29 protein-coding genes and 1 tRNA gene are annotated in these 26,369 nt (G+C 62.9%); 21 read left to right on the top strand and 9 right to left on the bottom strand.

What is annotated here, in order from left to right:
- The first annotated feature begins 81 nt into the window (after positions 1–81).
- The 3 genes from R4P65_RS06395 to R4P65_RS06385 are packed head-to-tail and all read left to right on the top strand — an operon-like array spanning position 82 to position 3,475.
- Positions 82–1,776 (top strand): hypothetical protein, encoded by a 1,695-nt coding sequence (locus R4P65_RS06395; protein ID WP_317825862.1) that lies wholly within the window; start codon positions 82–84, stop codon positions 1,774–1,776.
- Complete coding sequence (locus R4P65_RS06390; RefSeq protein WP_317825861.1) at positions 1,748–2,365, top strand: class F sortase; 618 nt, start codon at positions 1,748–1,750, stop codon at positions 2,363–2,365. The genes R4P65_RS06395 and R4P65_RS06390 overlap by 29 nt, the downstream gene beginning before the upstream one ends.
- Positions 2,366–2,392: 27 nt before the next feature.
- Positions 2,393–3,475, top strand: coding sequence for a M20/M25/M40 family metallo-hydrolase (locus R4P65_RS06385; protein WP_317825860.1), 1,083 nt, complete (start codon positions 2,393–2,395; stop codon positions 3,473–3,475).
- Here R4P65_RS06385 and R4P65_RS06380 read toward each other — a convergent pair.
- On the bottom strand, positions 3,436–4,461 hold the full coding sequence (locus tag R4P65_RS06380; RefSeq protein ID WP_317825858.1) for a LacI family DNA-binding transcriptional regulator: 1,026 nt from the start codon (positions 4,459–4,461) through the stop codon (positions 3,436–3,438). The two genes, R4P65_RS06385 and R4P65_RS06380, sit on opposite strands and share 40 nt — an antisense overlap.
- A 234-nt stretch (positions 4,462–4,695) precedes the next feature.
- Here R4P65_RS06380 and R4P65_RS06375 point away from each other — a divergent pair, with 234 nt between their 5' ends.
- From R4P65_RS06375 to R4P65_RS06340, 8 genes are read left to right on the top strand one after another with little or no spacing between them, the layout of a single operon-like run.
- Complete coding sequence (locus R4P65_RS06375) at positions 4,696–5,538, top strand: BtpA/SgcQ family protein (protein ID WP_003940276.1); 843 nt, start codon at positions 4,696–4,698, stop codon at positions 5,536–5,538.
- Between the two features lie 2 nt (positions 5,539–5,540).
- Positions 5,541–6,440, top strand: coding sequence for a carbohydrate kinase family protein (locus R4P65_RS06370; RefSeq protein ID WP_317825857.1), 900 nt, complete (start codon positions 5,541–5,543; stop codon positions 6,438–6,440).
- Positions 6,437–7,444, top strand: coding sequence for a substrate-binding domain-containing protein (locus R4P65_RS06365; protein WP_317825856.1), 1,008 nt, complete (start codon positions 6,437–6,439; stop codon positions 7,442–7,444). Before R4P65_RS06370 ends, R4P65_RS06365 begins: the two co-directional genes overlap by 4 nt.
- Positions 7,445–7,446: 2 nt before the next feature.
- Positions 7,447–8,217, top strand: a complete 771-nt coding sequence (locus R4P65_RS06360; protein WP_003939830.1) for an ATP-binding cassette domain-containing protein — start codon at positions 7,447–7,449, stop codon at positions 8,215–8,217.
- Complete coding sequence (locus R4P65_RS06355) at positions 8,214–9,257, top strand: ABC transporter permease (RefSeq protein WP_020970933.1); 1,044 nt, start codon at positions 8,214–8,216, stop codon at positions 9,255–9,257. The genes R4P65_RS06360 and R4P65_RS06355 overlap by 4 nt, the downstream gene beginning before the upstream one ends.
- Positions 9,254–10,303, top strand: coding sequence for a phosphotriesterase (locus R4P65_RS06350; protein ID WP_317825855.1), 1,050 nt, complete (start codon positions 9,254–9,256; stop codon positions 10,301–10,303). The genes R4P65_RS06355 and R4P65_RS06350 overlap by 4 nt, the downstream gene beginning before the upstream one ends.
- Positions 10,296–11,048, top strand: a complete 753-nt coding sequence (locus R4P65_RS06345) for a glutamine amidotransferase (RefSeq protein ID WP_317825854.1) — start codon at positions 10,296–10,298, stop codon at positions 11,046–11,048. Before R4P65_RS06350 ends, R4P65_RS06345 begins: the two co-directional genes overlap by 8 nt.
- The gene (locus R4P65_RS06340; protein ID WP_230815152.1) at positions 11,045–11,671 is read left to right on the top strand and encodes a TenA family protein; all 627 of its coding nucleotides are present in this window, start codon (positions 11,045–11,047) and stop codon (positions 11,669–11,671) included. The genes R4P65_RS06345 and R4P65_RS06340 overlap by 4 nt, the downstream gene beginning before the upstream one ends.
- A 97-nt stretch (positions 11,672–11,768) precedes the next feature.
- Here R4P65_RS06340 and R4P65_RS06335 read toward each other — a convergent pair.
- Together R4P65_RS06335 and R4P65_RS06330 are read right to left on the bottom strand one after the other, a co-directional pair.
- A tRNA-Met gene (locus R4P65_RS06335) sits at positions 11,769–11,842 on the bottom strand.
- 53 nt (positions 11,843–11,895) lie between these two features.
- Complete coding sequence (locus R4P65_RS06330; RefSeq protein WP_317825852.1) at positions 11,896–12,606, bottom strand: FadR/GntR family transcriptional regulator; 711 nt, start codon at positions 12,604–12,606, stop codon at positions 11,896–11,898.
- Positions 12,607–12,704: 98 nt separating this feature from the next.
- Between R4P65_RS06330 and R4P65_RS06325 the strand changes: the two genes are divergently transcribed.
- Genes R4P65_RS06325 through R4P65_RS06310 form a run of 4 tightly spaced genes read left to right on the top strand, consistent with a single transcriptional unit; the run spans position 12,705 to position 16,468 of the window.
- Positions 12,705–13,454 (top strand): (Fe-S)-binding protein, encoded by a 750-nt coding sequence (locus R4P65_RS06325; RefSeq protein ID WP_317825851.1) that lies wholly within the window; start codon positions 12,705–12,707, stop codon positions 13,452–13,454.
- On the top strand, positions 13,451–14,971 hold the full coding sequence (locus R4P65_RS06320) for a LutB/LldF family L-lactate oxidation iron-sulfur protein (RefSeq protein WP_317825850.1): 1,521 nt from the start codon (positions 13,451–13,453) through the stop codon (positions 14,969–14,971). Before R4P65_RS06325 ends, R4P65_RS06320 begins: the two co-directional genes overlap by 4 nt.
- Positions 14,968–15,594 carry a lactate utilization protein C gene (locus tag R4P65_RS06315; RefSeq protein ID WP_317825849.1) on the top strand — a complete coding sequence of 209 codons (627 nt, stop codon included), beginning with the start codon at positions 14,968–14,970 and terminating at the stop codon, positions 15,592–15,594. Before R4P65_RS06320 ends, R4P65_RS06315 begins: the two co-directional genes overlap by 4 nt.
- A gap of 58 nt (positions 15,595–15,652) precedes the next feature.
- A complete protein-coding gene (locus R4P65_RS06310) occupies positions 15,653–16,468 on the top strand; it encodes a mycofactocin-coupled SDR family oxidoreductase (RefSeq protein ID WP_317825848.1) in 816 nt (271 codons plus the stop codon).
- 6 nt (positions 16,469–16,474) lie between these two features.
- Here R4P65_RS06310 and R4P65_RS06305 read toward each other — a convergent pair whose 3' ends face one another.
- Positions 16,475–17,113, bottom strand: coding sequence for an LON peptidase substrate-binding domain-containing protein (locus R4P65_RS06305; RefSeq protein ID WP_020970928.1), 639 nt, complete (start codon positions 17,111–17,113; stop codon positions 16,475–16,477).
- Complete coding sequence (locus R4P65_RS06300; RefSeq protein ID WP_020970927.1) at positions 17,113–17,589, bottom strand: DUF309 domain-containing protein; 477 nt, start codon at positions 17,587–17,589, stop codon at positions 17,113–17,115. The genes R4P65_RS06305 and R4P65_RS06300 overlap by 1 nt, the downstream gene beginning before the upstream one ends.
- 139 nt (positions 17,590–17,728) lie before the next feature.
- Between R4P65_RS06300 and R4P65_RS06295 the strand changes: the two genes are divergently transcribed.
- Positions 17,729–18,073: a YciI family protein gene (locus R4P65_RS06295; protein WP_007730031.1), complete on the top strand. Its 345-nt coding sequence runs from the start codon at positions 17,729–17,731 to the stop codon at positions 18,071–18,073.
- A gap of 6 nt (positions 18,074–18,079) precedes the next feature.
- Positions 18,080–19,321 carry an RNA polymerase sigma factor gene (locus tag R4P65_RS06290; RefSeq protein ID WP_317825847.1) on the top strand — a complete coding sequence of 414 codons (1,242 nt, stop codon included), beginning with the start codon at positions 18,080–18,082 and terminating at the stop codon, positions 19,319–19,321.
- An 8-nt stretch (positions 19,322–19,329) separates the two neighbouring features.
- Here R4P65_RS06290 and R4P65_RS06285 read toward each other — a convergent pair whose 3' ends face one another.
- From R4P65_RS06285 to R4P65_RS06275, 3 genes are all read right to left on the bottom strand, one after another.
- On the bottom strand, positions 19,330–20,742 hold the full coding sequence (locus tag R4P65_RS06285; RefSeq protein ID WP_317825846.1) for an FAD-binding oxidoreductase: 1,413 nt from the start codon (positions 20,740–20,742) through the stop codon (positions 19,330–19,332).
- A gap of 62 nt (positions 20,743–20,804) precedes the next feature.
- Positions 20,805–21,383 (bottom strand): hypothetical protein, encoded by a 579-nt coding sequence (locus R4P65_RS06280; protein ID WP_317825845.1) that lies wholly within the window; start codon positions 21,381–21,383, stop codon positions 20,805–20,807.
- Between the two features lie 35 nt (positions 21,384–21,418).
- Complete coding sequence (locus tag R4P65_RS06275; protein ID WP_317825844.1) at positions 21,419–22,018, bottom strand: TetR/AcrR family transcriptional regulator; 600 nt, start codon at positions 22,016–22,018, stop codon at positions 21,419–21,421.
- Positions 22,019–22,158: 140 nt separating this feature from the next.
- Between R4P65_RS06275 and R4P65_RS06270 the strand changes: the two genes are divergently transcribed.
- The 3 genes from R4P65_RS06270 to R4P65_RS06260 all read left to right on the top strand — a co-directional run bounded on the left by R4P65_RS06270 (position 22,159) and on the right by R4P65_RS06260 (position 24,906).
- A complete protein-coding gene (locus R4P65_RS06270) occupies positions 22,159–23,304 on the top strand; it encodes an acyl-CoA dehydrogenase family protein (RefSeq protein WP_007730036.1) in 1,146 nt (381 codons plus the stop codon).
- A gap of 95 nt (positions 23,305–23,399) precedes the next feature.
- Complete coding sequence (locus R4P65_RS06265) at positions 23,400–24,161, top strand: SDR family NAD(P)-dependent oxidoreductase (RefSeq protein ID WP_003939707.1); 762 nt, start codon at positions 23,400–23,402, stop codon at positions 24,159–24,161.
- A gap of 97 nt (positions 24,162–24,258) precedes the next feature.
- Entirely contained in the window at positions 24,259–24,906 is a 648-nt protein-coding gene (locus tag R4P65_RS06260) for a TetR/AcrR family transcriptional regulator (RefSeq protein ID WP_230815469.1), read from the top strand.
- A 2-nt stretch (positions 24,907–24,908) separates the two neighbouring features.
- Here the strand turns inward: R4P65_RS06260 and R4P65_RS06255 are convergent, their stop codons facing one another.
- A complete protein-coding gene (locus tag R4P65_RS06255) occupies positions 24,909–25,370 on the bottom strand; it encodes an SRPBCC family protein (protein ID WP_317825843.1) in 462 nt (153 codons plus the stop codon).
- 89 nt (positions 25,371–25,459) lie between these two features.
- On the opposite strand from R4P65_RS06255, the gene R4P65_RS06250 reads away from it, so the two are divergent.
- Positions 25,460–26,083, top strand: coding sequence for a TetR/AcrR family transcriptional regulator (locus R4P65_RS06250; protein WP_317825842.1), 624 nt, complete (start codon positions 25,460–25,462; stop codon positions 26,081–26,083).
- Positions 26,084–26,369 lie beyond the last annotated feature (286 nt).

The following is a 26,369-nucleotide window of genomic DNA, read 5'->3' as shown; positions in this document are numbered from 1 at the left end:
GTCTGGAACTCAGCCGACGAAGTAAAGGCTGTCCACGCCGGAATTGCCGTCTTCGTAAAGAAGGCCGAAAGGTTGAGCGCTATGTCGGAGAAGTCCATCGCCCATTCTCGGAGGGTCCGCTCTGCGGCCGCCGGTGCCGTTCTAGCTCTCGGATTGGCGGTGGGCGGCACAGGAATTGCATCGGCAGAGCCCGAAACCGTGTGTACCCCGAGTGCCGATCCGCTGGTGACCTGCGCCGAGGAAGAGGCAGCTGCCACCACCGACGCCGACGCGGCGACGAGCACCGAGACCACACCAGAGAAGGTTGAAGCTGGCGTCGCGGGCGCGGGCAGTGTCGAAACCGCAGGTACGGACGCCGCAGCACTGGCGGAAGCCGAAGCAAAAGCCAAAGCAGCAGCCGACGCGGCAGCGAAGGCCGCCGAAGCAGCCGCGACGGCAGGGGTCGACTCGTCCGCAGCGACAGACACTTCGGTGAAGGCGACCGAGGCAATGACTCAGGCGAGCGTCGAGGCAACCAAGGCGGCGGTCGAATCGACGCAGGCCAAGGCGGAGGCAGGGGCCGCGGAACAGTCCGCCAAGGAAGCCGAAGAGGCAGCCAAGGTTGCGGAGTCCGCGGCGGCCGATGCGAAAGAGGTAGCAAAAACAGCTCAGGCAGAAGCAGACGCCGCCGCAGCCAAGGCTGCTGAACTCGAGGAAGCTGCGAAGGCCGCCGGTTCTGGGCCCAAGACCGAAGAGGCAGCAAAGGCGCGCGCCGAGGCTGATGCTCTGCAGGCCAAAGCCGATGAGGCGAAGGCTGCCGCGGATGCGAACGCCAAACTGGTCGATGACAAGAACAAGGAAGCAGAGGAAGCTCTCAAGAACTGGGATTTCGCGAAGGCGTTCGCTGCGAAGGCCGAAGCGCTGGCAGCAGCGTGGAATGCCAAGCAGCTTGCAGTCACTGTGAGGGAGACTCAGAAGGTGGCCACCGCCGCCGAAACCACGGCCAAGGCAGCCGAGTCCGCGGCCGCAACCGAGGTCGAAGCTGCCACTGCCGCCCGTAAGGCCGCAGATGAAGCGGCAGCTACTGCGGCTTCCGCACGAAAGGACGCCGACGCTGCGCAGAAGGCCGCGGAGACGGCCCAGGCCGAAGCTGATGCTGCGGGCGAGGCTGCCACCGACAAGCGAGCAATCGCCGACGAAAAGGCTGCCGAGGCTGCCAAGAAGGCCGAAGCTGCCGAAGCGGCGAGCAAGAAGGCACAGGATCTTTACCTGGCGGCCGAAGACGCGAAGGCCGCAGCCGACGCAGCAGCAGCAAAGGCCAAGGAAGCTCAGGCTGCCGCGGCTGCCGCAAAGGCCGAAGCGGATGCAGCGCAGAAGATCGTCGACGAGCTCAAGGCAAAGGGCGAGAAGGAGATCGACAATGGAACAGGCGTCGGCGGTGAAGTGATCATCGGTGAGCACACTGACGACGGTTCCGGAGTCACGAAGGTAGACGAGACCACCGCTGTAGTGAACAAGACCGGCGTCAAGCTGGTCGGCTACTACAACAACAAGGGCGCCTTCGACGTCGTCGACTACTACGTCACCGACGCCGACGGCGATCCGGCACTTGCCGGAAGCCTGCCCCCGGTCGATCTTGCTCTCGGTGACACTGCAAGCAGCACCAGCGGTAGCAGCAGTTCCAATCTGCCTGCTGTGCTGATCGGCGTCGGAGTCGTGGGCGCCGCAGCCGCAGCAGCTACGACGGTGGTTGTTCGTCGCAAGCGTCATGACGGCCCGGGCAACACGTCTGCGTAGCCTCGGTCTCTCGGCGGTAGCGATCCTCGCCCTCCTCGTATCCGGATGTTCGGGCGAGAACGCGGGATCACTACCTGACCGCTCGCCGGTGCAGGCGCACATCGCGGCTGCACCGGCTTCGGTGACCGTCGATCCGGCAGAACCCGAGCGGATCGAGTTGAGGTCTGCGTCCGGGGTCACGTACCTGAGCAGTCCGTTGCACTCGGAGAAACTGATGCGCGGCGGCGAGAGTGGGCAGCAACTGAATCCTGTCGACGAACTGCCGGTGTGGTGGGGTGAGAGCGGAATGCCGGGAACGTCGACCTCACAAACAGTTGTCGTGGTCGGCCACAACTACACCGCTCGCGAAGCACCGTTCCGGGCGCTCCGGGTAGTGGAGCCGGGCGATCGAATTCTCCTGGGTACACCGAACGGCACACTCGAGTACGACGTCGAAACAGTCGGGCCGCTGCACAAAGGTTCGCTGCTGGGCGCTCACGAGTTGCGTGAATCGGTTCCGGGGCGGTTGATCCTCGCCAATTGTGATGTCGTCGAGGGAGAGTCGACCGACGACAATTACGTCGTCATCGCCCAGCTGGCAGCGCACTGAATCCGTGGCAGTGCAAGAATGGGGTACATGGATTCCCTCGGACTTCTCTCGGAACTGGTAGCGCTCGACACGGTCTCGGGGGAGGCCGCTCCTCAACGGCGGGCGATGGATTCGATTGTCTCGTTGGTTCTCTCACGTGCGCCACAGGCGAAGGTCGAGTCAGACCTGACCGGCAATCATCCCTGGGCCTTGATCACCAACGAAGCTGCACCCTCGGCAGCCAGACTCCTGTTCGCCTGCCACGTGGACACGGTGCCGGTGGGCACTGTCTCCGACTGGGAGTTCGACCCGTACGCCGCGCAGGTCGACGGCGAATTGTTCCTCGGCAGAGGGACATCGGATATGAAGGCCGGCCTTGTTGCCGCTACTGCCGCGGTTGTCGACGCTTTCGAACGTGGAGTCCCGGCCGCACTACTGCTGACGAGCGACGAGGAAATCGGATCGCTCGGGGCCGTTCGTTCGGCCGACGCCGTAGCGAATCTCGAGGTCGGGGCCGTCATCGTTCCCGAGGCGACCGGTAATCGCATCAACCTGGGGCACCGCGGCGCACTGTGGCTCGAAGTGTCCGTCAAAGGAAAAGCCGCGCACGGGAGTGCGCCGCAGCGAGGAACAAACGCTGTCCTCAAACTGCTTGACGTCGTCGATCGAGCTCGGCGTGAGCTTCCGCTGTCGTCCGACGCGTTTCTGGGCGCCGAAACCTGGAACCTCGGTTTGGTCGGCGGCGGTTCGGCTCCGAACATCGTGCCGGACAGTGCACGTGCGGTGATCGATCACCGCACAGTGGGAGACGGCGCAGACCTGCTCGCATGGTGGCGCGCCCAACCGGAAGTCGATTCGGTAGAGACGTCGATTCACCTGGGAGGTGTGCGTACCGACGCGTCGGATCCGTGGTTGGATACCTTGCCGATCCCTGTTGCGACCGAACCGGTTTCGTACTTCACCGACGCTTCGGTGCTGGCCGCGGCCGCCCCCGGAGCTCCCGTCGTTATCTGGGGGCCTGGCACTCCCTCGCTGATGCATGCGGCCAACGAAAGCGTCAAGGTCTCGGAACTGGACGATGCGATCGCTGCCTACGGTGCCGTTGCCGCGACTTGGCCGACGGTGGACTGACGGACAATCAGTTCAGGAGCAAGCGCAATGTGGGCTGTCGACTCGGAAGTGTTGTTCATCGCCTGATCCAGAAGGCGCACAGCTTCTTCTGCGATTCTTTCCTGCGGCTGTCCTACGGTGGTCAACGGCGGATTGCACAGTTCGGAGAAGGGGATGTTGTCGAAACCGGTGACTAGAACGTCGCCGGGGACGTCGATGCCCAATGCGTGGCAGGTCTGCAGCACACCGAGCGCGATCAGGTCGTCGGCGCAGACCAGAGCGTCGGGACGGGTCTTGCCGGTCAGGATGGTGGTGGACGCCGTGCGGCCCCACTCGATCGAGTACTCGCCGAGTTGTGTCCACTCGTCACGAGTTTCGATGCCCATTCGATCCGCGTGGCGGAAGAAGCCGGCCCGGCGAAGTTCTGTTGACGAATTGGTCAGCTCGGAACTGATGAAGGCGGCTGATCGTGCGCCGCGCTCGGACAGATGTTCCATCACCAGGGATTGCGCGGCGTCGTCGTCGACACCGACCCAGTCCGTCTGGGTATCCATGGCGAACCGGTCCAGTTGAACGACCGGAAGCGTTGCCGCGCTGGCTCGGACAGCTTCGGCACTCAATTCGCCGTGGCACGGGCTGATGATGATTCCGTCCACTTGCCGGGAGACGAGCGACTTGAGCCGCTGCGCTTCTACGTCGGGGTCGGAACGAGAATCGCACAGGAACAGCTGTAGTCCGCGCTGAGCGAGGACGTGTTCGACGTTGACCACCAGCGAAGTGAAGAAGGGGTTCGCAATACTCGGAACCACCATTCCGACAGTGTCCGTCCGATTACGACGCAGTGAGCTGGCGATGATGTTTCCCGAATATCCGAGAGAATCCGCGGCTCGTTTGATCGTCGCTGCAAGCTCGTCCGAGACAGGGCGGGAGCCGGACAGCGCCCGCGACACGGTGGCAGTCGACACCCCGGCCAGTTCCGCGACATCGCGAATGGTCGCCTTGCGCATGCGTCCCCCGTTTTCTGCTCGATTCGGGTCCGAGGTTATCGAACCGCACGGTCCAGTGTCCCGCATGTAACGCGATTGAGGCAATCGTTTACAAATTCGAATTGTAAAATCCTTGACACAACCCGGTGTTGATCACATAACCTGCTAATTCATCAAGGCAATCGATTACATCGTGTGCAGATCTTGTGCATGGACATACAGCGCAAATCTTGCGCATGGAATGGGGTAGCTGAAGTGACCGCATCACCGCTCGGAGTCTTTCCGCCCAAGCCCTCGGCGCTGGCAGAGATGTTCACCGGCACGCCATCTCTCATCGGGGCCATTCACCTCCCGGCCCTGCCGGGCAGCCCGCACTACACCGGGCAGCCGGTTTCGGAGATTGCTCGCTTCGCTGTCGAGGAAGCACACGCGTATGTCGACAACGGTTTCGACGGCGTGATCGTCGAAAATCACTGGGACATACCGTTCCTCAAGCCCGGCGAACACGGGTACGAAACCGCCGCCAGCATGGGAGTCATCACGGCAGCGGTGGTCGGCGAGTTCGGCAAGGCCGTCGGCGTCAGCATCCTGTCCAACGCCGGCGAGTGCGGAGTGGCCGCAGCGTGGGCGGCGGGCGCGAGTTTTGTGCGCGTCAATCAGTGGGCCAATGCCTACATTGCCAACGAGGGTTTCATCGAGGGTCAGGCCGCCAAGACGACGCGCTTCCGTCATCGCATCGGCGCCGATCCGGTCCGGATCTTCGCTGACGTGCACGTCAAGCACGGTGCGCATGCCATCGTCGCGGACCGGACCGTCGCGGAACAGACCGAAGACGCCGAGTTCTTCGATGCAGACGTCCTGATCGCGACAGGTTCGCGCACCGGCGACGCCGCTTCGGTCGACGAGGTTTCCGTGATCCGCGACAACACCGTTCTTCCGGTGATCATCGGATCCGGCATCACGGCTGCCAACGTCGCAGCGCTGATGAAGGAATGCGACGGCGCCATAGTTGCATCTTCGGTGAAGGACAACGGACGCTGGTGGGGGCGGGTCGCAGGCGAGAAGGTTCGCGAACTGTCCCGGGCTGCAGGAAAGTAACCATGATTGTCTTTTGTGGATACGCCAACAACGATGTGACGGTACATGTCCCCCATGTACCGGTGCTCGGAGAGCGCGTGCAGGCAACGGCCATCAGTCAGATCGACGGCGGAATGAATGCAAATGCTGCGGTATCCGCGGCCAGAATGGGCGCGCAGGTGATCTTTGCCGGTGCCGTGGGCCCGGACGCGCGGTCCACCGAGTTTCTTGACACTCTCGAGGCTGACGGCGTCGGCACCAGCTGGGCGCCGCGAGATGCGTTCCTGTCGACGGCAGTTGTACTCATCGCGCAGGACGGCGATCGCTCCATCATCAGTCAGGACGACCCGAACGATGCCGAACGCATCGGAGTTGTCATCACACGATTGGCCGCTGCCGGTGGTGGGCGACTGTTCCTCGACGGATACCGGGCAGAGTTTCTGCCTGACGTACTGCCGGGAAGCGTAAGTCTGGTAATCGATCTGGACGGTTGTGAAAACAAGGCCGCGGCACTGCGCGCGTTCGCGCTCGCCGACCACGTCGTCGTAGGGCGTGCCCTGTGGGAAGGCGAGTTCGGAATCGCCTTCGATCAGTGGCAGACACTGGCCGCCGAGCACAACACCCACCTGCTGGTGACCGACGGCTCGCGAGGTTGGACACTGGCTACACCGGACGGCGAGGTGACGAGCGAACCGGCAGTAGTGGTCGACGTCGTCGATGCAGTCGGAGCCGGTGATTGCTTCGGCGGTACGTACATAGCCTTCATCGACGCCGGGCGCTCACCGGTGGACGCCGCACGACTCGCGGGAGCCTCGGCTGCCTTGGCGTGCGCCACCGCCGGACCCCGCGGATGCCCCACCCGAGATGAATTGGATAGCTTCACAGCAACATTGACCCCTCACACCCTTTTGGAGACTCGATGATGAAACGTGCTTTGCCTCTGGCGCTGGGAGCTGCAGTCGCGCTCACGCTCACCGCTTGTGACTCGGCCTCGTCGAGTGACTCGAAAGACGCATCGGGTGGCTCGTCCGTCCCGCAGCCGACCCGGGTTGCCGAGGGCTGTGACGGGACGAACGGCAAGCTCAAGGTCGGTCTGGTGACGATCAACCTTCAGGCGCTGTACTTCAACCAGATCAACAATGCGGCCAAGAACGTCGCGGACAAGGCAGGCGTCGACCTGCAGATCATCAGTGGCAACGACGATTCCGTGGCGCAGGCCAACGCCTTCGACAATCTGATCGCCGCCGGAGTCGACGCGATCATCGTCGATGCAATCGACACGGACGGAATCAAGCCGTCGGTGGTCAAGGCCAAGAACGCGGGCATCCCCGTCGTCGCGGTCGACGCAACCATCGACGATCCGGCGCTGTCGACTCAGGTCGGTACGGCCAATGCCGAGGGCGGTGCCAAGATCGGAAACACCTTGGCCGACGTCGCGAACAACACCGGAACGGTCGGTATCGTCGGCGCGCTCAACAGCACAGTCCAGTTGGAGCGGCAGAAGGGCTTCACGGAGACCGTGACCGGCCGCGGAATGACCGTCGGCACCGTCGTGGACGGACGTAACATTCAGGAGAACGCACAGACCGCAGCGGAGAACCTGCTGACCGGCGGCGGCGACATGAAGTACGTCTACGCAACCGGTGAGCCGGCTTTGATCGGACTCGTCGCGGCGGTCAACAGTCAGAAGGCGCAGGATCGCATCGAAGCAGTCGGTTGGGATCTTTCGGATCAGGCGGTAGGCGGACTCAAAGCCGGTTGGCTTAAAGGCGTGGTCCAGCAGAACACCTTCGAATTCGGCCACGAGGCAATGAATTCGGCAATCGACCTGGCTTGTGGTCGCGGCGCTCCGGCGAACATCCCCGTCCCCACCCAGATCGTGACCCCGGAGAACGTAGCCGACTACATGTACTACTTGGAGAAGTAATCATGGCACCTCCACTGATCGAACTCTCGGGCATCACCAAGTCGTACGGACCGGTGAAGTCCCTTCAAGGAGTTGACCTTCGGCTGGCGAAGGGTGAAGTACTCGGAGTTGTCGGCGACAACGGCGCCGGCAAGTCCACCCTGATGAAGATCCTCGCGGGCGCCGTCCAGCACGACGGCGGCGAAATGCGCGTCAACGGTGAACCAGTGCGCTTCTCGACTCCGCTCGACGCGCAGCAGAAGAAGATCGGCATCGTCTACCAGGACCTGGCGCTGTGCGACACGCTCGACGTCGCCAGCAACCTGTTCCTCGGTAGAGAACCGCGAAAAGGTCCCTTTCTCGACCGGCATGCCATGCACGAGAAGGCGGCTCACATTCTCGCGGACCTGCATGTCAAGGTGAAATCGACCTACCAGGAGATCGGGCAACTGTCCGGCGGGCAGCGGCAAACCGTCGCGATCGCCCGCGCAGTCTCCTTCCGACCCGACGTATTGATCCTCGACGAGCCCACCGCAGCGCTTGCCGTCGCTGAGGTCGAGTCGGTGCTCAAGCTGATCACGGACGTCGCAGCGGCCGGAGTGGGCGTCATTCTCGTGACACACCGCCTGCAGGACCTGTTCCGCGTATGTGACCGAATCACGGTCATGTACGAGGGGCAGAGCGTCGACGACGTTCCGATCGGCGACCTGAACATCGAGTCCCTCGTCGGACTCATCACTCGAACTCCGGTGCCGCAACGGACATCGGCAGCAACACAGGGAGCCACGGCATGACCACTCTCGAGAAGACCCAGGCGCCGATCGAGCGCAAGCTCGCCGCGAAACCCTCCTTATGGGACAGCGTCAACAAACCGACGCTCGCGATGCTGGCGGTGACAGTTGCTGTCGCAGCCGTCTTCTCGGCAACCACGTCGTCATTCCTGACGTTCACGAACCTGTCGAACTTGGCGACCCAGATTGCTCCGGTTCTGATCATCGCGGTAGCAATGACATTCGTGATCACGGCCGGCCAGATCGACCTGTCCGTCGGTGCGATCGTCGCGTTCGTCGCGGCGATGAGTGCCGAGCTTATCCAGGCCGGCGTCGATTCGTCCCTGGTCTTCGTCGCCGCCCCGGTGATGGGTGCGGCCTGGGGTCTGGTCAACGGGTGGCTCGCCGCCTATCAGGGCATTCCGCCGTTCATCGTGACTCTGGCGACGATGTCCGTCATTCGCGGTATCGCGCTGTATCGGACCGAAGGATTCTCCGTTCCGGTTCCGGCCGACACTTACTTCGCGAAGCTCGGAACTGCTGAGTTCCTCGGGTTCTCCGCCAGCGCCTGGATTGCTCTCGTCGTCGTGATCATCGGAGCAATTGCGCTCAACCGCATGCGCTTCGGGCGCTACGTCACCGGTATCGGATCCAACGTCGAATCCGTGCGACGGTCCGGCGTCAACACGCGTCGTGTGCTCATGATGACGCTCGTCTTCACCGGCTTGGCTGCCGGTATCGCGGGACTGCTGATCGCGGCTCGACTGGGCTCGGGTTCGGCCAACTCCGCAACGGGATTCGAGCTCACGGTGATCACCGCGGTGGTTCTTGGTGGCACCAACCTCTTCGGCGGTCGCGGCACCGTTATCGGTACCGTCATCGGCGCCGTCCTGACCGGCATCATCGCCAACGGACTGACCCTGCTCGGTGTGAGCCCGTTCTTGACACCGATCATCACCGGTGTCGTTCTGCTCCTAGCCATCTGGATCAACATGCGGGGACACACCCTGAGCGCGCTGTGGCGACACCTACAATCCGCACCCTCGGGGCCTGCACGCTCATGAGCAAGGTTCGTACTGTCACGGGAACTGTGGACAGCTCGGAACTCGGACTGGTTCTCCCACACGAACATCTGCACAACGACGTCACCGGTGCGTACACCGAGGCCCCGGATCCGGTTGTGGCACAGCGGTTGGCCGGTCCGGTACGCGCCGAGGATGCGTGGCTTCTTCACGACAATCCGTATTACAGTCTCGACAATTGTCGAGTCGACGACGCAGCGGCCGTGGTGGACGACCTTGCGGACTTCGCCCGCCTCGGTGGTCGGACGATCGTCGATCTGACACCGCCGGGACTGGGCCGGGCGCCGGAGAAGTTGGCGGAGTTCTCGCGAAAGTCAGACGTGCGAGTGATCATGGGTTCAGGGTGGTACCTCGAGACGACCCATCCGGTCGAGGTACACGAACTCGGTGTCGACGATCTGGCATGTTCGCTCGTCGAGGAGTTCGATCCGGCAAAGGAATTGGCTCCTGGCGTGATCGGGGAGATCGGAGTCTCCCCGCTCTTCACTCAGAACGAGGCGAAAGCGTTGAGGGCGGCATGCATCGCCCAGCGCGAGGTGGACGTGCCCCTGTTCGTCCACCTTCCGGGATGGCAGCGCGTCGGACATCACGTCGTCGACATCGTGGTCGACGAGATGGGCGTCGATCCGCAAGCAGTGGTCCTGTGCCACATGGACCCGTCCGGACACGACGCCGACTACCAACGATCGCTCGCCGACCGCGGTGTCTTTCTCGAGTTCGACATGATCGGGATGCCTTTCGATTTCCCCGGCGAGGGTCTTTCGCCGCATCCGGCGGAAACAGCCACTGCGGTAGCCGGATTGGTCACCTCCGGTCACGCATCACAGCTCCTGCTCAGTCACGACCTCTTCCTCAAATCAATGCTCAGAAAGCACGGCGGAAACGGATTCTCCTACGTACCACTCGCCTTCGCCGCCCGGTTGGTGCGCGCAGGCGTAGATCCCCAGCAAGTGTCCGCACTGATGCGAGACAACCCGAGGTCGCTCTTCGAGCAGGCCGCGAAAGGAAACAGAAGCAGTCATGGGTAAACGAGTACTGATCGCCGGCGAGAGCTGGATGACGACGTCGACGCACGTCAAGGGCGTCGACGAGTTCAGTGTCCATTCCTACGTCGAGGGAGTCGGTCCGCTTCGGGATGCGCTCACCTCACGTGGCCACGACGTGACACACATGCCCGCACACCTGGTGCCGACGCAGTTCCCCGGTACCGCAGAAGCGTTGTCCCAGTTCGACGTCGTCGTTCTCTCCGACATCGGAGCGAACTCGCTGCAGTTGGCTCCCGGCGTGTTCGACCAGTTCCGCGCCGGCGAGGATCGTCTTGTCGCGCTTCGTGACTGGGTGAACGCCGGCGGCTCGCTGATGATGATCGGTGGGTACCTCTCGTTCTCCGGATTCCAGGCGCGAGCAGCTTTCCGTCAGACCGCGATCGCCGAGGTACTGCCCGTGACGATGCTGGCCGAGGACGATCGCGTCGAGACACCGGCCGGGATCGTTCCCACCGTCGTCGATGCTGCTCACCCGGCTCTCGGTGGTGCCGGGGATTCCTGGCCGGCGCTCCTGGGATACAACCGCGTCGTCGCAAAGGACGGTGCCGCGGTTCCCGCCACCATCAACGGTGATCCGCTTGTCGCTGCCGGTGAATACGGCGCCGGACGGTCGATCGTCTTCACCTCGGACTGCTCGCCGCACTGGGCTCCGCCGGAGTTCTGTGAGCAGTGGCCCGGATACACCGACCTGTTCGACGGCTTGATCAGTTGGGTCGCCGGCGAATGAGTCGGTCCTCAGATCTGCTCGCGCGGCAGCAGAGTAACCTCGCTGCCGCGCGGGCGGTTCCATTCATCACGGAGACCATCGGCGGGACGTTGAGTGATGAGGGATTCCGCCGGTACCTCGTGATCGAAGAGGCATTTGTACTGACGGCCGTCAAGGTGTTGGGGTTGGTGGTCGCCGAATCCCCAACGCTCGACGACGCGCTCGACCACGTGACGTCGATGTCCAACCTGGTCGGCGAACAGCGCGAGTATTTCGCGCAGTTGCGTTCCCGCTTCCCGTACAAGGGTGACGCAGCGGCGCTGGTCGAGGAGTCGGCCGTGCTGTCCACACACGCCTTGGCCCTCGCTCGCGAAGAGGGCAGGGCGGCGGCCCTGGTGGGCATGTACGCCGCGGAAACCCTGTATCTGTCGTGGTGCCGGGAGGCTGCGGCCCTGAAGGTCGAGCGCGAACCAGCGTTGCAGGACTGGGTGGACATGCATGTCGCTCCGCCGTTCGTGTCTCAGGTGGCGGTGCTGGCGTGCGAGGTGGACGCCATGCCCGAGTCCGTGAGCGATGAGGACCTGGATCGTTGGTTCTCCGGGATGCTGGCCGCGGAGATCGATTTTCACAAAGTGGCGGTGTGAACCACTGCTGTGCGCCTTTCTTAACCCCCGGCGGTTATTAAAGGCGCACAGCAAAAGGCCCGTAGGTGGCTTTCGCAACCTACGGGCCTTTTCTTTGTAGCGGGGACAGGATTTGAACCTGCGACCTCTGGGTTATGAGCCCAGCGAGCTACCGAGCTGCTCCACCCCGCGTCGGTGTGAAACCAACAGTACACGACTTCTGGAGGTGCAATTACCACCCCCTGTCACCGGCTGGAGTGAGCGCTTTCCGAGTAGTAACCGCGGATGTGGCCGACTATGCGCTGACGTGCGAGTTCGCCGTCGCCCGCGTTGACCGCATCGATCAATCCTCGGTGTTCGTGACGTAGTCGCGTGCAGGTGCTCAGCCTGCTGTCGATCTGGACGCCCGCGAGAACGTAGGCCTCGATGGACTCGCGCAGGCCGGTCATCATGGCTGCGATCACCTGATTGCCCGCCGCGTCGGCGAGCGCCACGTGGAACTGTGCGTCGAGTAGCAGGAATTCCTCGGCCGAGAGAGCTGCGTCGTCCATCGAGTCGAGCAGTTCGACGGCCGCGCTGAGGTCGGGTGTCGGGGTCCGCGATGCCAGGGACTGCATCACCTCGGATTCGAGCACGAGTCTTGTCTTCACCACGTCAGAGACCGGAAAGCCCTGTGCTGCAACCTGCATCCGCATCAGCATGGTCATGCCGCCGGTCGGTTTGGCGACGATCATCGCGCCGGACGTCGGGCCGGATCCAGTCTGCGCCTTGAGGAGTCCGAGTGCTTCCATGACTCGCAACGCTTCGCGGACCGATGACCGTCCGACGCCCAACTCTGCTGCCAGAATTCTCTCTCCTGGGAGGCGCTGTCCGGGAGACACCTCGCCTGAGACGAGCCGACGTTCGAGATGGCTCAGTACTTGTTCCCACGCTCGTGGGCTCGGCTCGGTCGGCATGAGGCAAGAGCATAACCGGGTGGGCGTCGTTCATGGGGTGGCCTGTCCAGGGATGTATTACTGTGGTCAGACCACACCGACAGATTGCGGGGATCCACATGCGCGTAGCGCTGTTCGCCACCTGCATCGGGGACACGATGTTTCCCGACGCCGCCAAGGCCACCGCCCTCCTGCTGACCCGTCTCGGGCACGACGTCGTGTTTCCGTCCGGGCAGACCTGCTGCGGGCAGATGCACGTCAACACCGGCTACCAGCCAGGTGCGCTGCCGCTGGTCGCGAACTACGCCGATACCTTCGGTGACACGTCGATCGACGTCGTTGTCGCACCATCGGGATCGTGTGTCGGTTCGATCCGCCATCAACATGAGATCGTCGCCGAGCGTTACGGGACCGCGTCACTGTGCGGACAGGTGCAGACCGTGAAGGCAAAGACGTATGAGCTTTCCGAATTCCTCGTGGACGTTCTCGAGGTCGCCGATGTGGGCGCGTACTTCCCGCACCGGGTCACCTATCACCCGACCTGTCACTCACTGCGCATGCTGAGGGTGGGAGACAAACCACTTCAGTTGCTGCGCAACGTCCGCGACATCGATCTGGTCGAACTCCCCGAAGCAGATTCCTGCTGCGGCTTCGGCGGCACGTTTGCTATCAAGAATGCCGAAACGTCGACGGCCATGCTGGCGGACAAGATTCGCCACGTCGCCGACACCGGCGCCGAATTCTGCAGCGCCGGAGACTCCTCCTGCCTCATGCACATCGGCGGCGGGATGTCACGACTGCAGATGGGCGCCAAGACCATTCACCTTGCGCAGATTCTGGCATCGGTGGAAAGCCGGGTGCACGCATGAGCGTTGTTACGCTGGGTCTGCCCAGCTTCCCACCGAGGTCACCCGAAGGTGCAGGATTCCTGCGAGGTACTGAGAAGTTTCCCGCCGCAGCACATCACGAGCTGGCCAACGCGCAACTGCGACGCAATATCGGCAAGGCGACGCACACCATCCGTGCCAAGCGCATCAACGTGACCGGCGAGCTTCCCGATTGGGAATATCTGCGTGACGCGGGTTCGGCGATCAAGGCCGACGTCATGGCGCGGTTGCCGGAACTGCTCGAACAGTTCGAATCCGCAGTGATCGCCCGCGGTGGGCAGGTGCATTGGGCGGCGGATGCCAACGAGGCCAACGCCATTGTGACCGAGCTTGTCAAAGCCACCGGCTCCGACGAGGTCATCAAGGTCAAGTCGATGGCAACGCAGGAGATCGGGCTCAACGAGCATCTCGAAACCCAGGGCATCACCGCCTACGAGACCGATCTCGCGGAATTGATCGTCCAACTCGGCCACGACAAACCGTCGCACATTCTGGTTCCCGCGATCCATCGCAACAGGTCCGAGATTCGAGAGATATTCCTTCGTGAGATGCCAGATGTCGATCCGAACCTCGGGGAGAATCCGGCCGAGCTCGCCGCAGCCGCACGAAAATTCCTGCGCCACAAGTTCATGACGACGCCGGTCGCAGTCTCCGGCGCCAACTTCGGTATCGCGGACACGGGAACACTGACCGTCGTGGAGTCGGAGGGCAACGGGCGAATGTGCCTGACGCTGCCGAAAACGCTGATCACCGTGATGGGCATCGAGAAGATTCTGCCGACGTATCAGGATCTGGAGGTCTTCCTTCAATTGCTGCCGCGGTCGTCGACGGGGGAGCGGATGAACCCGTACACCTCCCTGTGGACCGGAGTGACGCCCGATGACGGTCCACAGGAGTTCCACCTGATCCTCCTCGACAACGGCCGGACTGCCGCGCTTGCCGACAAGATCGGACGGGAAGCCCTGAGCTGCATACGGTGCTCGGCGTGCCTGAACGTGTGCCCGGTCTACGAGCGCACCGGTGGTCACGCCTACGGATCGACTTATCCGGGGCCGATCGGCGCGGTGCTGACTCCGCAGCTCGCGGGCATGCATGGCAAAGACGATCCCAACTCGACGCTTCCTTTTGCCTCGAGTCTGTGCGGTGCGTGCTTCGACGCCTGCCCGGTCAAGATCGACATCCCGTCGCTGTTGGTTGAATTGCGGCACCAGAAGGTCGAGCAATCCGGTGTCACGGCAGAGTCTTTGGCGATGAAAGCCGCATCTCTGGCGATGTCGACCGAGGGCAGGTGGACGCTGGCGCAGAAAGCCGCCGGGCTCGGACGCGTCGTGGCCGGCAAGAAAGGGAAGATCTCCACGTTGCCACCTCCATTGAACGGTTGGACCGCTGCCAGAGACATTCCCGCACCACCCAAGCAGACCTTCCGATCCTGGTGGGACTCCGACGAAGGCCGCGAGGCATTGGACGAGGCTCGTCGTGACGGGAAGGCAGACAGATGAATTCACGTGACGTGGTGCTCGGACGCATTCGTGATGCCATCACCTTGGCGCCCGCCGGTGAAGGCGAGATACCGCGAAACTACCGGACTGGCAGAACCATGCCAGACGGGGAGCTCATCGATTTGTTCGTCGACCGCCTCGAGGACTACAAGGCGCACGTTCACCATTGCGCTGCAACAGAAATCGCCGATGCCGTCGCCGGAATACTGAAACAGCACGGACTAAACACTCTGGGGATCCCCGCCGGCCTCGACCGATCATGGGTAGCCGGGTTCGACGGAACGCTGGTGGTGGACAGCCCGGACGTACCGGCTCCCGAACTCGAGAACCTCGACGCCGTTGTCACCGGCTCGAAGGTAGCGTGCGCCGAAACCGGCACCATCTTCTTCGACGCCGGTCCGGAGCAGGGACGTCGTGCGTTGACTCTGGTACCGGACACACACATCTGCGTCGTGTATCGCGACAGTGTGGAAGTGGGAGTGCCGGAGGCGATTGCGCGGCTGACGCCGCAGCGTCCCACCACCATGATCAGCGGCCCGTCGGCAACCTCCGACATCGAACTCGAACGCGTCGAAGGTGTACACGGTCCGCGAAATCTGCACGTCGTGATCGTGGATGGCTGATTCCCGCCGAGCGGGAACTCAGGGGCAGCGGGCCACATCAGCGTCTAACGTCCCGGCCATGACACAACTCTTGGCAGGCAAGGTCGTCTTCATCACCGGTGCAGCGCGGGGTCAGGGACGCAATCACGCGATCCGACTCGCGCAGGAAGGTGCCGACGTCATCGCTGTCGACGTGTGCGCGTCAGTGTCCGAAGACGTGGGTTACGCGGCCGCGACTGAAGCCGACCTCGAAGAAACGGCCCGTCTCGTGCGAGCAGAGGGGCGCGAGATCGTCACCGCGGTAGCGGACGTCCGTGACCTCGAGGCGCTGCGCGCGGCGGTGGCGTCGGGCGTCGACAAGTTCGGTCGCCTCGACGTCGTGATCGCCAACGCAGGCATCGCTACGTGGAACCGTTTCTGGGAGATGCCGGAAGAGCAGTGGTCGACGCTGGTGGACATCAATCTCAATGGTGTGTGGCGCACGATGACAGCTGCGGTTCCTGCAATGATCGAAGCCGGCAACGGCGGTTCCATCGTGATTGTGAGCAGTGCTGCCGGCGTCGCCGAAGCGCCTGGTTGTGCGCACTACTCGGCTGCCAAGCACGGCCTCGTCGGTTTGGCCCGCGCTGCGGCAACGGAATTGGGAAGCTTCGACATTCGAGTCAACAGCATCCACCCCGGCGCGGTGGAGACCGAGATGGGCAACGATCCCAACGTCGGTAAGGTGCTCACCGCTCATCCGGAGTACATGAATTCCTACAAGTGGCCGCTCACCTCGGTTCCGCGCACGACAGTCGAGGACATCTCCAATGCCGTGGTCTACCTCGCGACAGATCTCTCCCGCGCGGTCACCGGGACGAAGATCGTCATCGACATGGGTCAGACGATGGCGTAGTCGCGCTCAAAGCAGATTGAACTGCGCGACCTCGATGGTGTTCTCGACTGCCTCCGAGAGCGTGCGAATACGTTCGTCGGCGCCTGGCGCTGTCAAAATCGCCAGGCGATCGGCGTCACCCATCGGAATGTTCCTGGCGAGGGCATACAGCCGAGAACCCAGCGGATCCAAGGGATCCGGTGGGACGGGCATTCGCGGAGTCTGTTCGCCGGCCCGAAGTGCGAGCTTTCCCAGCATGCCGTACATGAACTCGATGCGCTCGAGGAGAGAGTCGTATTCGTAAGCGGTGACAGGTGTTCCGTTGTTCTCGTCAGGCCACAATTCGACCTCGGCAAGTGGGTAAGGATCGTCCGGCAGCCAGCGATTGACGCGGATGCGGTCTTCGGTCCGGCAATACAACTGATACCGTCCGGCACCCATTGCGACATGAGACTCGATCCGAGCCAGAGTGCCGACGTCGTGGCGTGATTCGCCGCCACCGACCTCGTGGCCACGAGCGATGAGCACTACTCCGAACAGAGGGCCGTCGGCAGCTTCGAGAACGTTCTCGACCAGTGCGCGGTACCGAGGCTCGAAGATGTTCAGTGGCAACACCTCACCCGGAAGCAATGCAGAGCCGAGCGGAAACATGGGGAAGATGGGCATCAGGGGATTCTCAACCTCGGAATCGGAGGGGCGGGGAAATCGCCGGGGCGATCGATTTCAGCGAGCAAGTGCTCGGACCACATCAGCAGGCCGGGGATGTCGAGGCCGTGCGGACTTTCCACTTCGTAGTGCCTGATGCGGTCGTGACCCTGGCCGAGGAGTGAGACGGCACCGGTGTTGTTGCCCCGAAGTAGATGGGTGAGCCCCACGGCCAATTGAGCCAGTCCCTGCCACAGGTCACGCTCCTCGGCGGGAGCGTCCTTCCACGTTCCTTCGAAAATCTCGTGCGCGTGAAAGGGCATCCCGTGGTCGAGAAGACGCTGAGCCTCGGTGATCGACTCGTCCGGCGGGAGGCGCACATCGTCGGGAATGCGCGGGACGCCGCCCGCTGCGTCACGTGGCAGTGGACGGCCGAGTCCGTCGCGGGGCCGCGAATTGAGGGGCTTTCCAGCGGCGTCCCGGTCGCGTTCGGTCATACACTCAGCCTAACGGCAGCACCTTGGACGAACCCGCCGAGAGTTTTTCGAGTCGCCTGTCGATTCCGGGGAGAACCGTTCGTCGTCATGTTGTAAGGCAAGAAAGCCGGAAGAGAAACAACAGACCAAGGAGTCAGTCATGAAGTACATGTTGCTCATCTACACCGCACCCGGCGGAGACACCGAACCCCAGTGCACGTTCGAGGACTGGCAGCAATACGACAAGGAAATGAAGGATGCCGGCATCTGGGTGTCCGGCGATGCCCTCGCCGACCTGACGACTACGACGACGGTTCGGGTCTCGCAGTCCGGAGAAAAGACCGTCACCGACGGACCCTTCGCTGAAACCCGTGAGATCCTCGGCGGCTACGACGTCATCGACGTTCCTGATCTGGACGCAGCGCTCGCGTGGGCCGCGCGGTGCCCCGGCGCGCGCGACGGTGGCAGCGTCGAGGTGCGTCCGCTGGCCGGGTTCGGGGACTGATTCGCCGTGGACGAGCAGGCCGAGAACTCCATCGAGTCAGTGTTCCGGGAGGAACGTGGACGACTCTTGGCCTCGCTCGTCCGCCGTTTCGGTGACCTGGATCTGGCCGAGGAGGTCACCTCCGAAGCCGTCGAGGCCGCGTTGGTGCACTGGCCCGTGGACGGAGTGCCAGCCAAACCCGGCGCCTGGCTGCTGACCACGGCGCGTCGCAAAGCCGTCGACAGGCTTCGTCGTGATCAGGCCTATGCGGCGCGATTGGCGGTGATGCAGGTGGACGCCGATCGTGCCGACCCGGCGCCGCCCGCCGCCGAGGGGGAACTTCCCGACGAGCGGTTGCAGCTGTTCTTCACCTGCTCGCACCCAGCGCTGGCCGAGGACGACCGAATTGCGCTCACCTTGCGTTGCCTCGGCGGGTTGACGACGCCCGAAGTTGCTCGGGCCTTCCTCGTGCCTTCGGCGACCATGGCGCAGCGGATCGTGCGTGCGAAGAAGAAGATCCGTCAGGCCCGGATTCCCTTCCGAACTCCTAGCGCCGAAGAACTTCCGGAGCGCCTGCCCGGTGTTCTGCAGGTGATCTATTCGGTGTTCACCGAGGGGTACGCCGCCAGTTCGGGTCCAGATCTGCAACGCGTCGACTTAGCAGTAGAGGCGATCAGACTGGCGAGGATCTTGCGCGCTTTGCTTCCCGATGAGCGCGAGATCGCCGGGTTGCTCGCGTTGATGCTTCTCGTCCATGCGCGCCGGGATGCCCGTACCGATGCCGGTGGCGCGATCGTGCTCCTCGAAGATCAGGATCGCGGGTGCTGGGATACGCCGATGATCGAGGAAGGCAGCGACCTCGTCGTGGTCGCATTGACCGGGGGAGCGCCGGGGCCGTACGGGGTCCAGGCGGCTATCGCCGCATTGCACGACGAGGCCGCCGATGTGGAGAGCACCGACTGGCCACAGATCTGCGCGCTCTACGGAGTGCTCCTCACGTTGTCTCCTTCGCCGGTCGTGGCCCTCAATCGGGCAGTTGCATTGGCGATGCGCGACGGCGAGGAGGTCGGGCTGGCAGCGTTGGAAGAGCTGTCCGCCGAGCCCAAACTTGCCGACTACCACCCGTATCACCTGGCGCGCGCCGAACTGCTCGCAAGGTTGGGGCGCACCGACGCGGCAGCAGCTGCGTACCGGCAAGCCCTGAAACTGGTTGGTACCGATCCGGAGCGGGCCTACCTGGAGCGTCGGTTGGCTGAGGTTTCCAACTGAGCGCCGCCTCAGATCAATTCGAGCCTTCGGGCCATGTCGGACACAAAAACACCTGTGGGATCGATGTTTCTGCGCATCTGGATCCACTCGTCGATTCGCGGATACATCGAGTGGAAGCTTGCTGCGGTAGTCCGAGAGTCCTTCGCGGTATAGAGGCGACCGCCGAATTCGAGTACCCGTTTATCGAGCGAAGCGACGAACTCACCCAGTCCGGGCTTGATCGGGAAGTCGAAGGCCACGTTCCACCCGGACATCGGAAAGCTCAGTGGCGCTGCGTTTCCTTCGCCGAAAAGTTTGAAGACGTTGAGCGCTGAGTAGTGTCCCGAATGCTGGATATCGCGGATGATGCTCTTGAATTCGTCCACCGCGGCGACGGGTACCACGAACTGGTATTGCAGGAATCCCTTGGACCCGTAGGCACGGTTCCACTCACCGATGAGGTCGAGCGGATGGTAGAACTGCGTCAGATTTTGGACCTTCCCGACGTAGTTGCCGCCGGTGCGGTAGTAGAACTCGCCGATCGCAGAGGCCGAAAGCTTGTTCATCAAGCCGTTGGGGAACACGTCCGGCGTCGTGAACAGTTGTGGCGCATCGAACTTCAACGGATTCTTCTGCAACTTCAGTGGAAGCTGGTCGACGGTCGCCAACGAACCACGCGTGATCGAGGCCCGGCCGAGCTTCGGCGGCGCACTGACCGCGTCGAACCAGGCGCTCGAATATGTGTAGTCGGCTTCGCTGCCGTCGCTGTGAAAAGCGACGGTTTCATCCAGGCTCGCGGTCAGAGCGCCGTCGTTGACGAAATACGCCGTTTCGGTCGGCGTCATCTCGAGGGTGACGCGAAGGATGATCCCGGTCAGTCCGATTCCGCCGACGGTAGCCCAGAAGAGCTCGGATGTCGGGCCTTGCGGCTCCAGTGTTCGGATACTGCCGTCAGCAGTGAGCAGATCCATCGAGCGGACATGATTTCCGAAGCTGCCTTCGGTGTGGTGGTTCTTGCCGTGGATATCGCAGGCGATCGCTCCGCCGATGGTTACCTGGCGTGTTCCGGGGAGCACCGGGACCCAGAGGCCGAACGGTAGTGCCGCCCGCATCAGCTGATCGAGGGACACTCCGGCGTCCATCTCCACCAGTCGGGTCTCTACATCGATCTTGTGAATTCGACGGAAGGCAGTCATGTCGATTACCAAGCCGCCGGTGTTCTGCGCGTTGTCTCCGTAAGACCGACCCAGACCGCGGGCGATGACTCCGCGTCGGAGGTGCAACGGCTTGTCTGCATTGTCGTCTGCGACGCGGGCGACGGCCTTCGCGATCCCCTCTACATCAGGGGTCGAAACGACGTGCGAGGTCGTTCGGGCTGTGCGACCCCAACCGCCGAGGACAGTGGACGCAGTGGTTGGCAGATCGGTGGAGTTGTCGGGCACGAAATCCGAGGGTACCTGTTTGCGGACCAACTGGTCTGAAACCGATGGCTGCGCCGGTTCGCCTATCGCGAGAGGTCGAGATCGAAGTACAGGGTCTCGGACCAGTAACCGAGGCCGAGTTCGCGTAGCGGTTCCTCGACGCTCTCCTGAGTCGGCGTGAACAGTCGCTCCCAGAAGCGCGGCTTGGCGGGTGCGAGCGTGGCCAAAGCTGCCTCCATCTCCGCATCGATGTTCGCCAGACCGGCCATCAGGGCCGTGCTCTGTTCGGCGAACGGTTCGTCGTCCATGTCGAAGATTTCGCCGCACTCGAGGACGAAGTAGTGGTCGGGCTCGGTGTGGCTGCGCAGGAAACGCAGCGCATCGCCGGCCATCGTGCCGAGTTCGGGGTGATCGATGCGGCCGAGGAAGTCTTCGAGCCGGGCGATCCCAGGACCACAGGGCGCGGTGACCGCGATCAGGTCGGGGGTGTCGTCCCAGATGATCGACTGGCGGGCGAGCGGATTCACGGACACAAGGATCCGGGGGACCAGCGGTATCGCGTACGACCACTCCGAGACTCCCCTGAGTCCACGGGTGCGAGTGGCAGCCGGATTCTCATGCGGAGCAACAGGGGTCGAGTAGAGATAGGTGCGGTTGGCCACTGGCCGAGTCCTTTCTGCGGTCGGTGTCACCTGATTCAGGCGGCGCCCACCATCCTCAATGCCAGGTCTCCGTACAGTTTTCCAATGTCTTCCGGATTCGTGTAATTGCCGGCCGGGAACCAGCGGCACACGTCGACGCACAGGGACATTAAGGCGAGGGTGACGCCTTCGGCATCGGGGATTGTGAAGTCGCCCGACTGGACGCCGGCGTCGACAACCTCCCGGACCACCCGCGTCGTGCTGCGGCGAAGCGCGACGACGGTTCGGTAGTGCTCTGGTGTGAGTGCAGTGAGTTCGTATTGGACGACGCGAGCGAGTGAGTGGTGCGCGGCCTGCCAACTGGCGAAGGTACTGACCAGTTCCTGGAGGCGAACGGACGGCTCTTCACCCGGTCTGTCGGCGCTCTCGACCACCTTCAACGCTTCGGTGTGACCTTCGAAGCTGATCGCGAAAAGCAGCTCTTCTTTCGAGCGGTAGTGCGGGTACATGGCGGCGGGACTCATGTCGAGTCGCGCGGCGATGTCACGCGTGGTGGTGCCGCCGTAGCCCGCGGAGGCAAAAGCGTCCACGGCCGCCGCGCGGATACGGGCCGCAGCTTTGGAGGGGCTGATCACCACGTCAGGTGAATCGCTCACGGTTTCCTCCAGGTGTGACGGATTTCGATGTTGACAATATCCCGCTCTCGATTCACTATAAGCAGATGCTTAGATTCTAAGCGGATGCTTAGGAACATCGTTACGTGTGGCATTGCCACGCCGAAAGGAAGCAACTCGTCATGCGTCGCACTCTGTACGGACCCGATCACGAGGCATTTCGCGAATCTGCCCGCGAATTCGTCAACCGGAACATCCTTCCGGTCGCAGAGAAGCTGATCGACCAGCGCTTCATCGATCGTGAAATCTGGCTCGAAGCGGGACGCAACGGCTTCCTCGGACTCGAGGTTCCAGAGGCGTACGGCGGAAGCGAAGCCGGCGACTACCGCTTCAACGCTGTTCTGGCCGAAGAACTCTCGCGTGCCAGTGCAGCTGTTGCCTCGAGCTTCGGCATCCATGCCGACGTCGTTGCTCCCTACCTCGTTCAGCTCACCACCGAAGAGCAGAAGCAGCGTTGGCTGCCCAAGTTCTGCACCGGTGAGATGCTGACGGCCATCGGCATGACCGAGCCTTCCGGCGGATCCGACCTCGCCTCGCTCAAGACCACTGCGGTCAAGGACGGCGACGACTGGATCATCAACGGCTCCAAGACCTTCATCACCAACGGCTACAACGCTGATCTCGTGATCGTGGCGGCGCGGACCAGTCCCGAGAAGAAGTCCAAGGGCATCACGCTCTTTGCCGTCGAAACCGGCATGGAAGGTTTCGAGCGCGGACGCAAGCTCGACAAGGTCGGCCAGCACGAGTCCGATACCGCCGAACTGTTCTTCGAGAATGTTCGCGTGCCGTCCACCAACATCATCGGTGAGATCGACCGCGGCTTTATCCACATGATGGAAATGCTGCCGCAGGAGCGCGTCGGCGCTGCGGTGTCCAACATCGCGCACGCTGCTCCGATCCTCGAAGAGACGCTGCAATACGCCAAGGACCGCAAGGCTTTCGGTCAGCCGATCGGCTCGCTGCAGTGGAACAAATTCCTTCTCGCGGACCTCGTGACCCGCATCGAGGTCACCCAGGCCTACGTCGACAACTGCGTCGCAGCACACGCTGCCGGCGAGCTGACCGCCATCGACGCCGCCAAGGCGAAGTGGTGGACCGCGCAGGTGCAGAACGAGGTCCTCGATCACTGTGTTCAGTTACACGGCGGCTACGGCTTCATGACCGAGTACCGCGCCGCTCGCGCGTGGATGGACGCCCGCGTCACCAAGATCTGGGCGGGATCCAACGAGATCATGAAGGAACTCATCGGCCGCGATCTCGGCCTGTAATTTCGCAACTGCAGTCCATATGTCACTGCAGTCGATACGTCACTGCAGTCCATACGTCACTTCCCGAACCCGACGACACAGGAGCATCACCGCGCATGTCTGTTCTCGACAAGTTCTCTCTGACCGATCGAGTGGTCATCGTGACCGGTGCGTCGTCGGGCCTCGGGGTGGCGTTTGCGAAAGCCGCAGCAGAGGCGGGTGCGGACGTCGTCCTCGCTGCTCGCCGCGTCGACAAGCTCGAAGACACGGCCAAGCTCGTGCGTGACGCAGGCCGCGAAGCGTTGTGCGTGGCCACCGACATCGTCGATCCGGCACAGGCTCAGAACATGGTCGACGCCGCGATGGAGAAGTTCGGCCGCGTGGACGTACTGGTCAACAACGCCGGCGTCGGAACCGCTGTTCCGGCAACCCGTGAGACCCCGGACCAGTTCCGCGCCGTCATCGACATCAACCTCAATGGGTCCTACTGGGCAGCGCAGGCCTGCGGCCGCGTCATGCTCCCGGGCAGCTCCATCGTCAACATCTCGAGCATTCTCGGATTGACGACCGCCGGACTCCCACAGGCCGCCTATGCGGCGAGCAAGGCAGGCGTCGTCGGGTTGACCCGTGACCTCGCACAGCAGTGGGGAACGCGCAAGGGCATTCGCGTCAACGCGATCGCGCCCGGCTTCTTCAAGTCGGAAATGACAGACCAATACAACGACGGCTACTTGGACGCGATGGCTCCGCGCCTGATCCTCGGCCGCATGGGCGATCCGGAAGAGCTCGCGGCCACCATGGTGTGGCTCGCGTCCGAGGCAGGCGGATACGTCACCGGTCAGACCATCGCCGTCGACGGAGGAATCACCATCACCTGACGCCGATGCCGAGATGTCGCCGGCTTTGCCGTATAAGTAGCTGGTGACCTCTCGCGCCGAACCTCAGGAGAACTGGGAAGACCGTCCGCCACCATCCATGGCTGCGACGGAGCTTCTGCGTGACCTGCCGGTGACTGCCCGCGGCGTCCGGACCAGGGCTTCTCTGGTCGCAGCGGCTCGAACGGTGTTCGAGCGCGCAGGGTATCTCGACGCCCGTCTCACGGACATCACCAAGGAAGCGAACTGCTCCACCGGCACGTTCTACACCTACTTCGACAACAAAGAGCAGATCTTCGCCGCAGTTCTCGACGTTGCGCAGGAAGACATGCTGCACCCCGGCATGGGGCGGGTCCGCGAGGTCGACAATCCGTATGCGGTCCTCGAATCGAGCAACCGTGCCTACCTGACGGCTTTTCGCCGCAACGCCAAACTGATGGGTCTGCTCGAGCAGGTATCGCACATCGATCCGGCCTTCGCGAAACTGCGTCGGGACCGAGCCGAGACCTTCATTTCTCGTAATGCCCGAGCCATCGAACGCTTGCAAGCAGCTGGCAAGGCAGACGGCTCGTTGGACCCGCTGCTGGCTTCCCGAGCGCTGTCGGCGATGGTGAGCCGTCTTGCCTACAGTTCATTCGTCTCCGAGGAACCTGGCGCCGACGGCAACCCCGTCCCGTTCGAGGACGTCGTCAAGACGGCTACTCAGGTGTGGGCCAACGCTCTGGGCCTCGAAGGCGACCGCGGGTAGTTTCAGCCTTCGCCGCGGGCCGCGAACTGCTGCTCGAGGCTGTGGCGCAACGTCTCCTCGCTGTTCCTGACAGCGTTTTCGACGAACGGCCCGATCAAGCGGCCGAGAGCTTTGCCGGCAATGCCGCCGGGGAGCTTGTAGGCGAAGTCCACGGAAAGCTCGGTTTTGGAATCGTCGATCGCGGCGAACTCCCACGTGGACGAGTTGGATACACCGCCGAGCGAAGACAGCTTGATGATCCGGTTCTTCTCCCACTCGGTCACCTCGAGCTTGGAGCGCAACGTGCTTGGCCCGATCTGCATGGCCGCGTCGAACGTGGCGCCGAGCCCCTGATCGAACTCTCCGAACGGGGTGAACTCGGAAACACCGAACATCCATGTCGGGACGTTGCGGTAGTTGTCGATGTAGTCGAAGGCGACATCAACCGGCACGGCAGCAACCGCGGTGTGGCGAACATGGATCATGACTGGTCCCTGTCTTTCGGTGAACACCGACTCTAACCAATGGCTCCGACGGGTTCGGCGGCGGCGCAAGAGCGATCTACGGTATCGGTATGACGAACGAGCTTCCGGTACGCGGGTCCTGGCGCGATTACGAAGACCTGGGACTACCGAAACCGCTCGCTGCGGCGCTGGAGGCGTTCGTCGAGCAGGGCTATCACGGGACTTCGATCCGTGACGTCGCGTCGCGGTCCGGGCTGTCGGTGCCGGGGCTCTACCACCACTACCCGTCCAAGCAGGCTCTGTTGATCGGTCTGGCGACCGTTGTGATGACGGAGTTGTTGGAGCGAAGCCGCGCCGCCGAACTCGATGCCGGGGACGATCCCTCTGATCGCTTCGACGCGGTGATCGAATCTCTGTTGCGGTTCCACATGTTTCGACGCGAGCAGTCGTTCGTTGCCTCCTCGGAGATCCGCAGCATGGAGCCCGACAGTCGGGCGAGTTACATCGCGCAGCGCGACGAACAGCAGAAGCAGGTGGACCGGATCGTCCTCGACGGCGTCGCTTCGGGAGTGTTCGAGGCCGACCATCCCGAAGATGTCAGCCGCGCCGTGGTGACGATGTGCGTCGCCGTGGCGGTGTGGTATCGACCGGACGGTGAGTTGTCTCCGGACGAGTTGGTGGAGAGGTATTTGGAGATAGCGAGGCGCATGGTGGGGGCGAAGCGGGTGGGGTAGTGATGGCCCTCGGTTTCCGCGTACCGGACTTGTCGTGTGCACGCGATCGTGCCCTGCAGCGGAGAAGGGTTGCTCCGGGAAATACGAGCTTGAAGGGGCTGTCTTCCTATACGGTAATACCGATTGCGTGAACCGAAACAGCCGGGAATCGATTGTGCGATTCTGTTCGTCCAGACAATCGCCAACCAGTCGCGATCAATTTGCAACCAGGAACGCTGGTACAGAAGCCGACGTGATTCGGGCAGAGGGCCTGAGCAACGCATTCCTATGCTCAACAACGATCGGA

This window comes from Rhodococcus sp. IEGM 1318 (assembly GCF_033142465.1).
Classification (GTDB): domain Bacteria; phylum Actinomycetota; class Actinomycetes; order Mycobacteriales; family Mycobacteriaceae; genus Rhodococcus_F; species Rhodococcus_F qingshengii_B.
This window is presented reverse-complemented; position numbering and strand designations above follow the sequence as displayed.

Bases quoted from the DNA above. Each gene is read 5' to 3' on its own strand.
- R4P65_RS06315 (WP_317825849.1), top strand. From the start codon at position 14,968: ATGAATTCACGTGACGTGGTGCTCGGACGCATTCGTGATGCCATCACC.
- R4P65_RS06350 (WP_317825855.1), top strand. From the start codon at position 9,254: ATGAGCAAGGTTCGTACTGTCACGGGAACTGTGGACAGCTCGGAACTC.
- R4P65_RS06320 (WP_317825850.1), top strand. From the start codon at position 13,451: ATGAGCGTTGTTACGCTGGGTCTGCCCAGCTTCCCACCGAGGTCACCC.
- R4P65_RS06340 (WP_230815152.1), top strand. From the start codon at position 11,045: ATGAGTCGGTCCTCAGATCTGCTCGCGCGGCAGCAGAGTAACCTCGCT.
- R4P65_RS06310 (WP_317825848.1), top strand. From the start codon at position 15,653: ATGACACAACTCTTGGCAGGCAAGGTCGTCTTCATCACCGGTGCAGCG.
- R4P65_RS06390 (WP_317825861.1), top strand. From the start codon at position 1,748: ATGACGGCCCGGGCAACACGTCTGCGTAGCCTCGGTCTCTCGGCGGTA.
- R4P65_RS06325 (WP_317825851.1), top strand. From the start codon at position 12,705: ATGCGCGTAGCGCTGTTCGCCACCTGCATCGGGGACACGATGTTTCCC.
- R4P65_RS06260 (WP_230815469.1), top strand. From the start codon at position 24,259: ATGGCTGCGACGGAGCTTCTGCGTGACCTGCCGGTGACTGCCCGCGGC.
- R4P65_RS06395 (WP_317825862.1), top strand. From the start codon at position 82: ATGTCGGAGAAGTCCATCGCCCATTCTCGGAGGGTCCGCTCTGCGGCC.
- R4P65_RS06360 (WP_003939830.1), top strand. From the start codon at position 7,447: ATGGCACCTCCACTGATCGAACTCTCGGGCATCACCAAGTCGTACGGA.
- R4P65_RS06250 (WP_317825842.1), top strand. From the start codon at position 25,460: ATGACGAACGAGCTTCCGGTACGCGGGTCCTGGCGCGATTACGAAGAC.
- R4P65_RS06265 (WP_003939707.1), top strand. From the start codon at position 23,400: ATGTCTGTTCTCGACAAGTTCTCTCTGACCGATCGAGTGGTCATCGTG.
- R4P65_RS06330 (WP_317825852.1), bottom strand. From the start codon at position 12,606: ATGCCGACCGAGCCGAGCCCACGAGCGTGGGAACAAGTACTGAGCCAT.
- R4P65_RS06345 (WP_317825854.1), top strand. From the start codon at position 10,296: ATGGGTAAACGAGTACTGATCGCCGGCGAGAGCTGGATGACGACGTCG.
- R4P65_RS06355 (WP_020970933.1), top strand. From the start codon at position 8,214: ATGACCACTCTCGAGAAGACCCAGGCGCCGATCGAGCGCAAGCTCGCC.
- R4P65_RS06270 (WP_007730036.1), top strand. From the start codon at position 22,159: ATGCGTCGCACTCTGTACGGACCCGATCACGAGGCATTTCGCGAATCT.
- R4P65_RS06295 (WP_007730031.1), top strand. From the start codon at position 17,729: ATGAAGTACATGTTGCTCATCTACACCGCACCCGGCGGAGACACCGAA.
- R4P65_RS06365 (WP_317825856.1), top strand. From the start codon at position 6,437: ATGATGAAACGTGCTTTGCCTCTGGCGCTGGGAGCTGCAGTCGCGCTC.
- R4P65_RS06380 (WP_317825858.1), bottom strand. From the start codon at position 4,461: ATGCGCAAGGCGACCATTCGCGATGTCGCGGAACTGGCCGGGGTGTCG.
- R4P65_RS06385 (WP_317825860.1), top strand. From the start codon at position 2,393: ATGGATTCCCTCGGACTTCTCTCGGAACTGGTAGCGCTCGACACGGTC.
- R4P65_RS06300 (WP_020970927.1), bottom strand. From the start codon at position 17,589: ATGACCGAACGCGACCGGGACGCCGCTGGAAAGCCCCTCAATTCGCGG.
- R4P65_RS06370 (WP_317825857.1), top strand. From the start codon at position 5,541: ATGATTGTCTTTTGTGGATACGCCAACAACGATGTGACGGTACATGTC.
- R4P65_RS06305 (WP_020970928.1), bottom strand. From the start codon at position 17,113: ATGCCCATCTTCCCCATGTTTCCGCTCGGCTCTGCATTGCTTCCGGGT.
- R4P65_RS06255 (WP_317825843.1), bottom strand. From the start codon at position 25,370: ATGATCCATGTTCGCCACACCGCGGTTGCTGCCGTGCCGGTTGATGTC.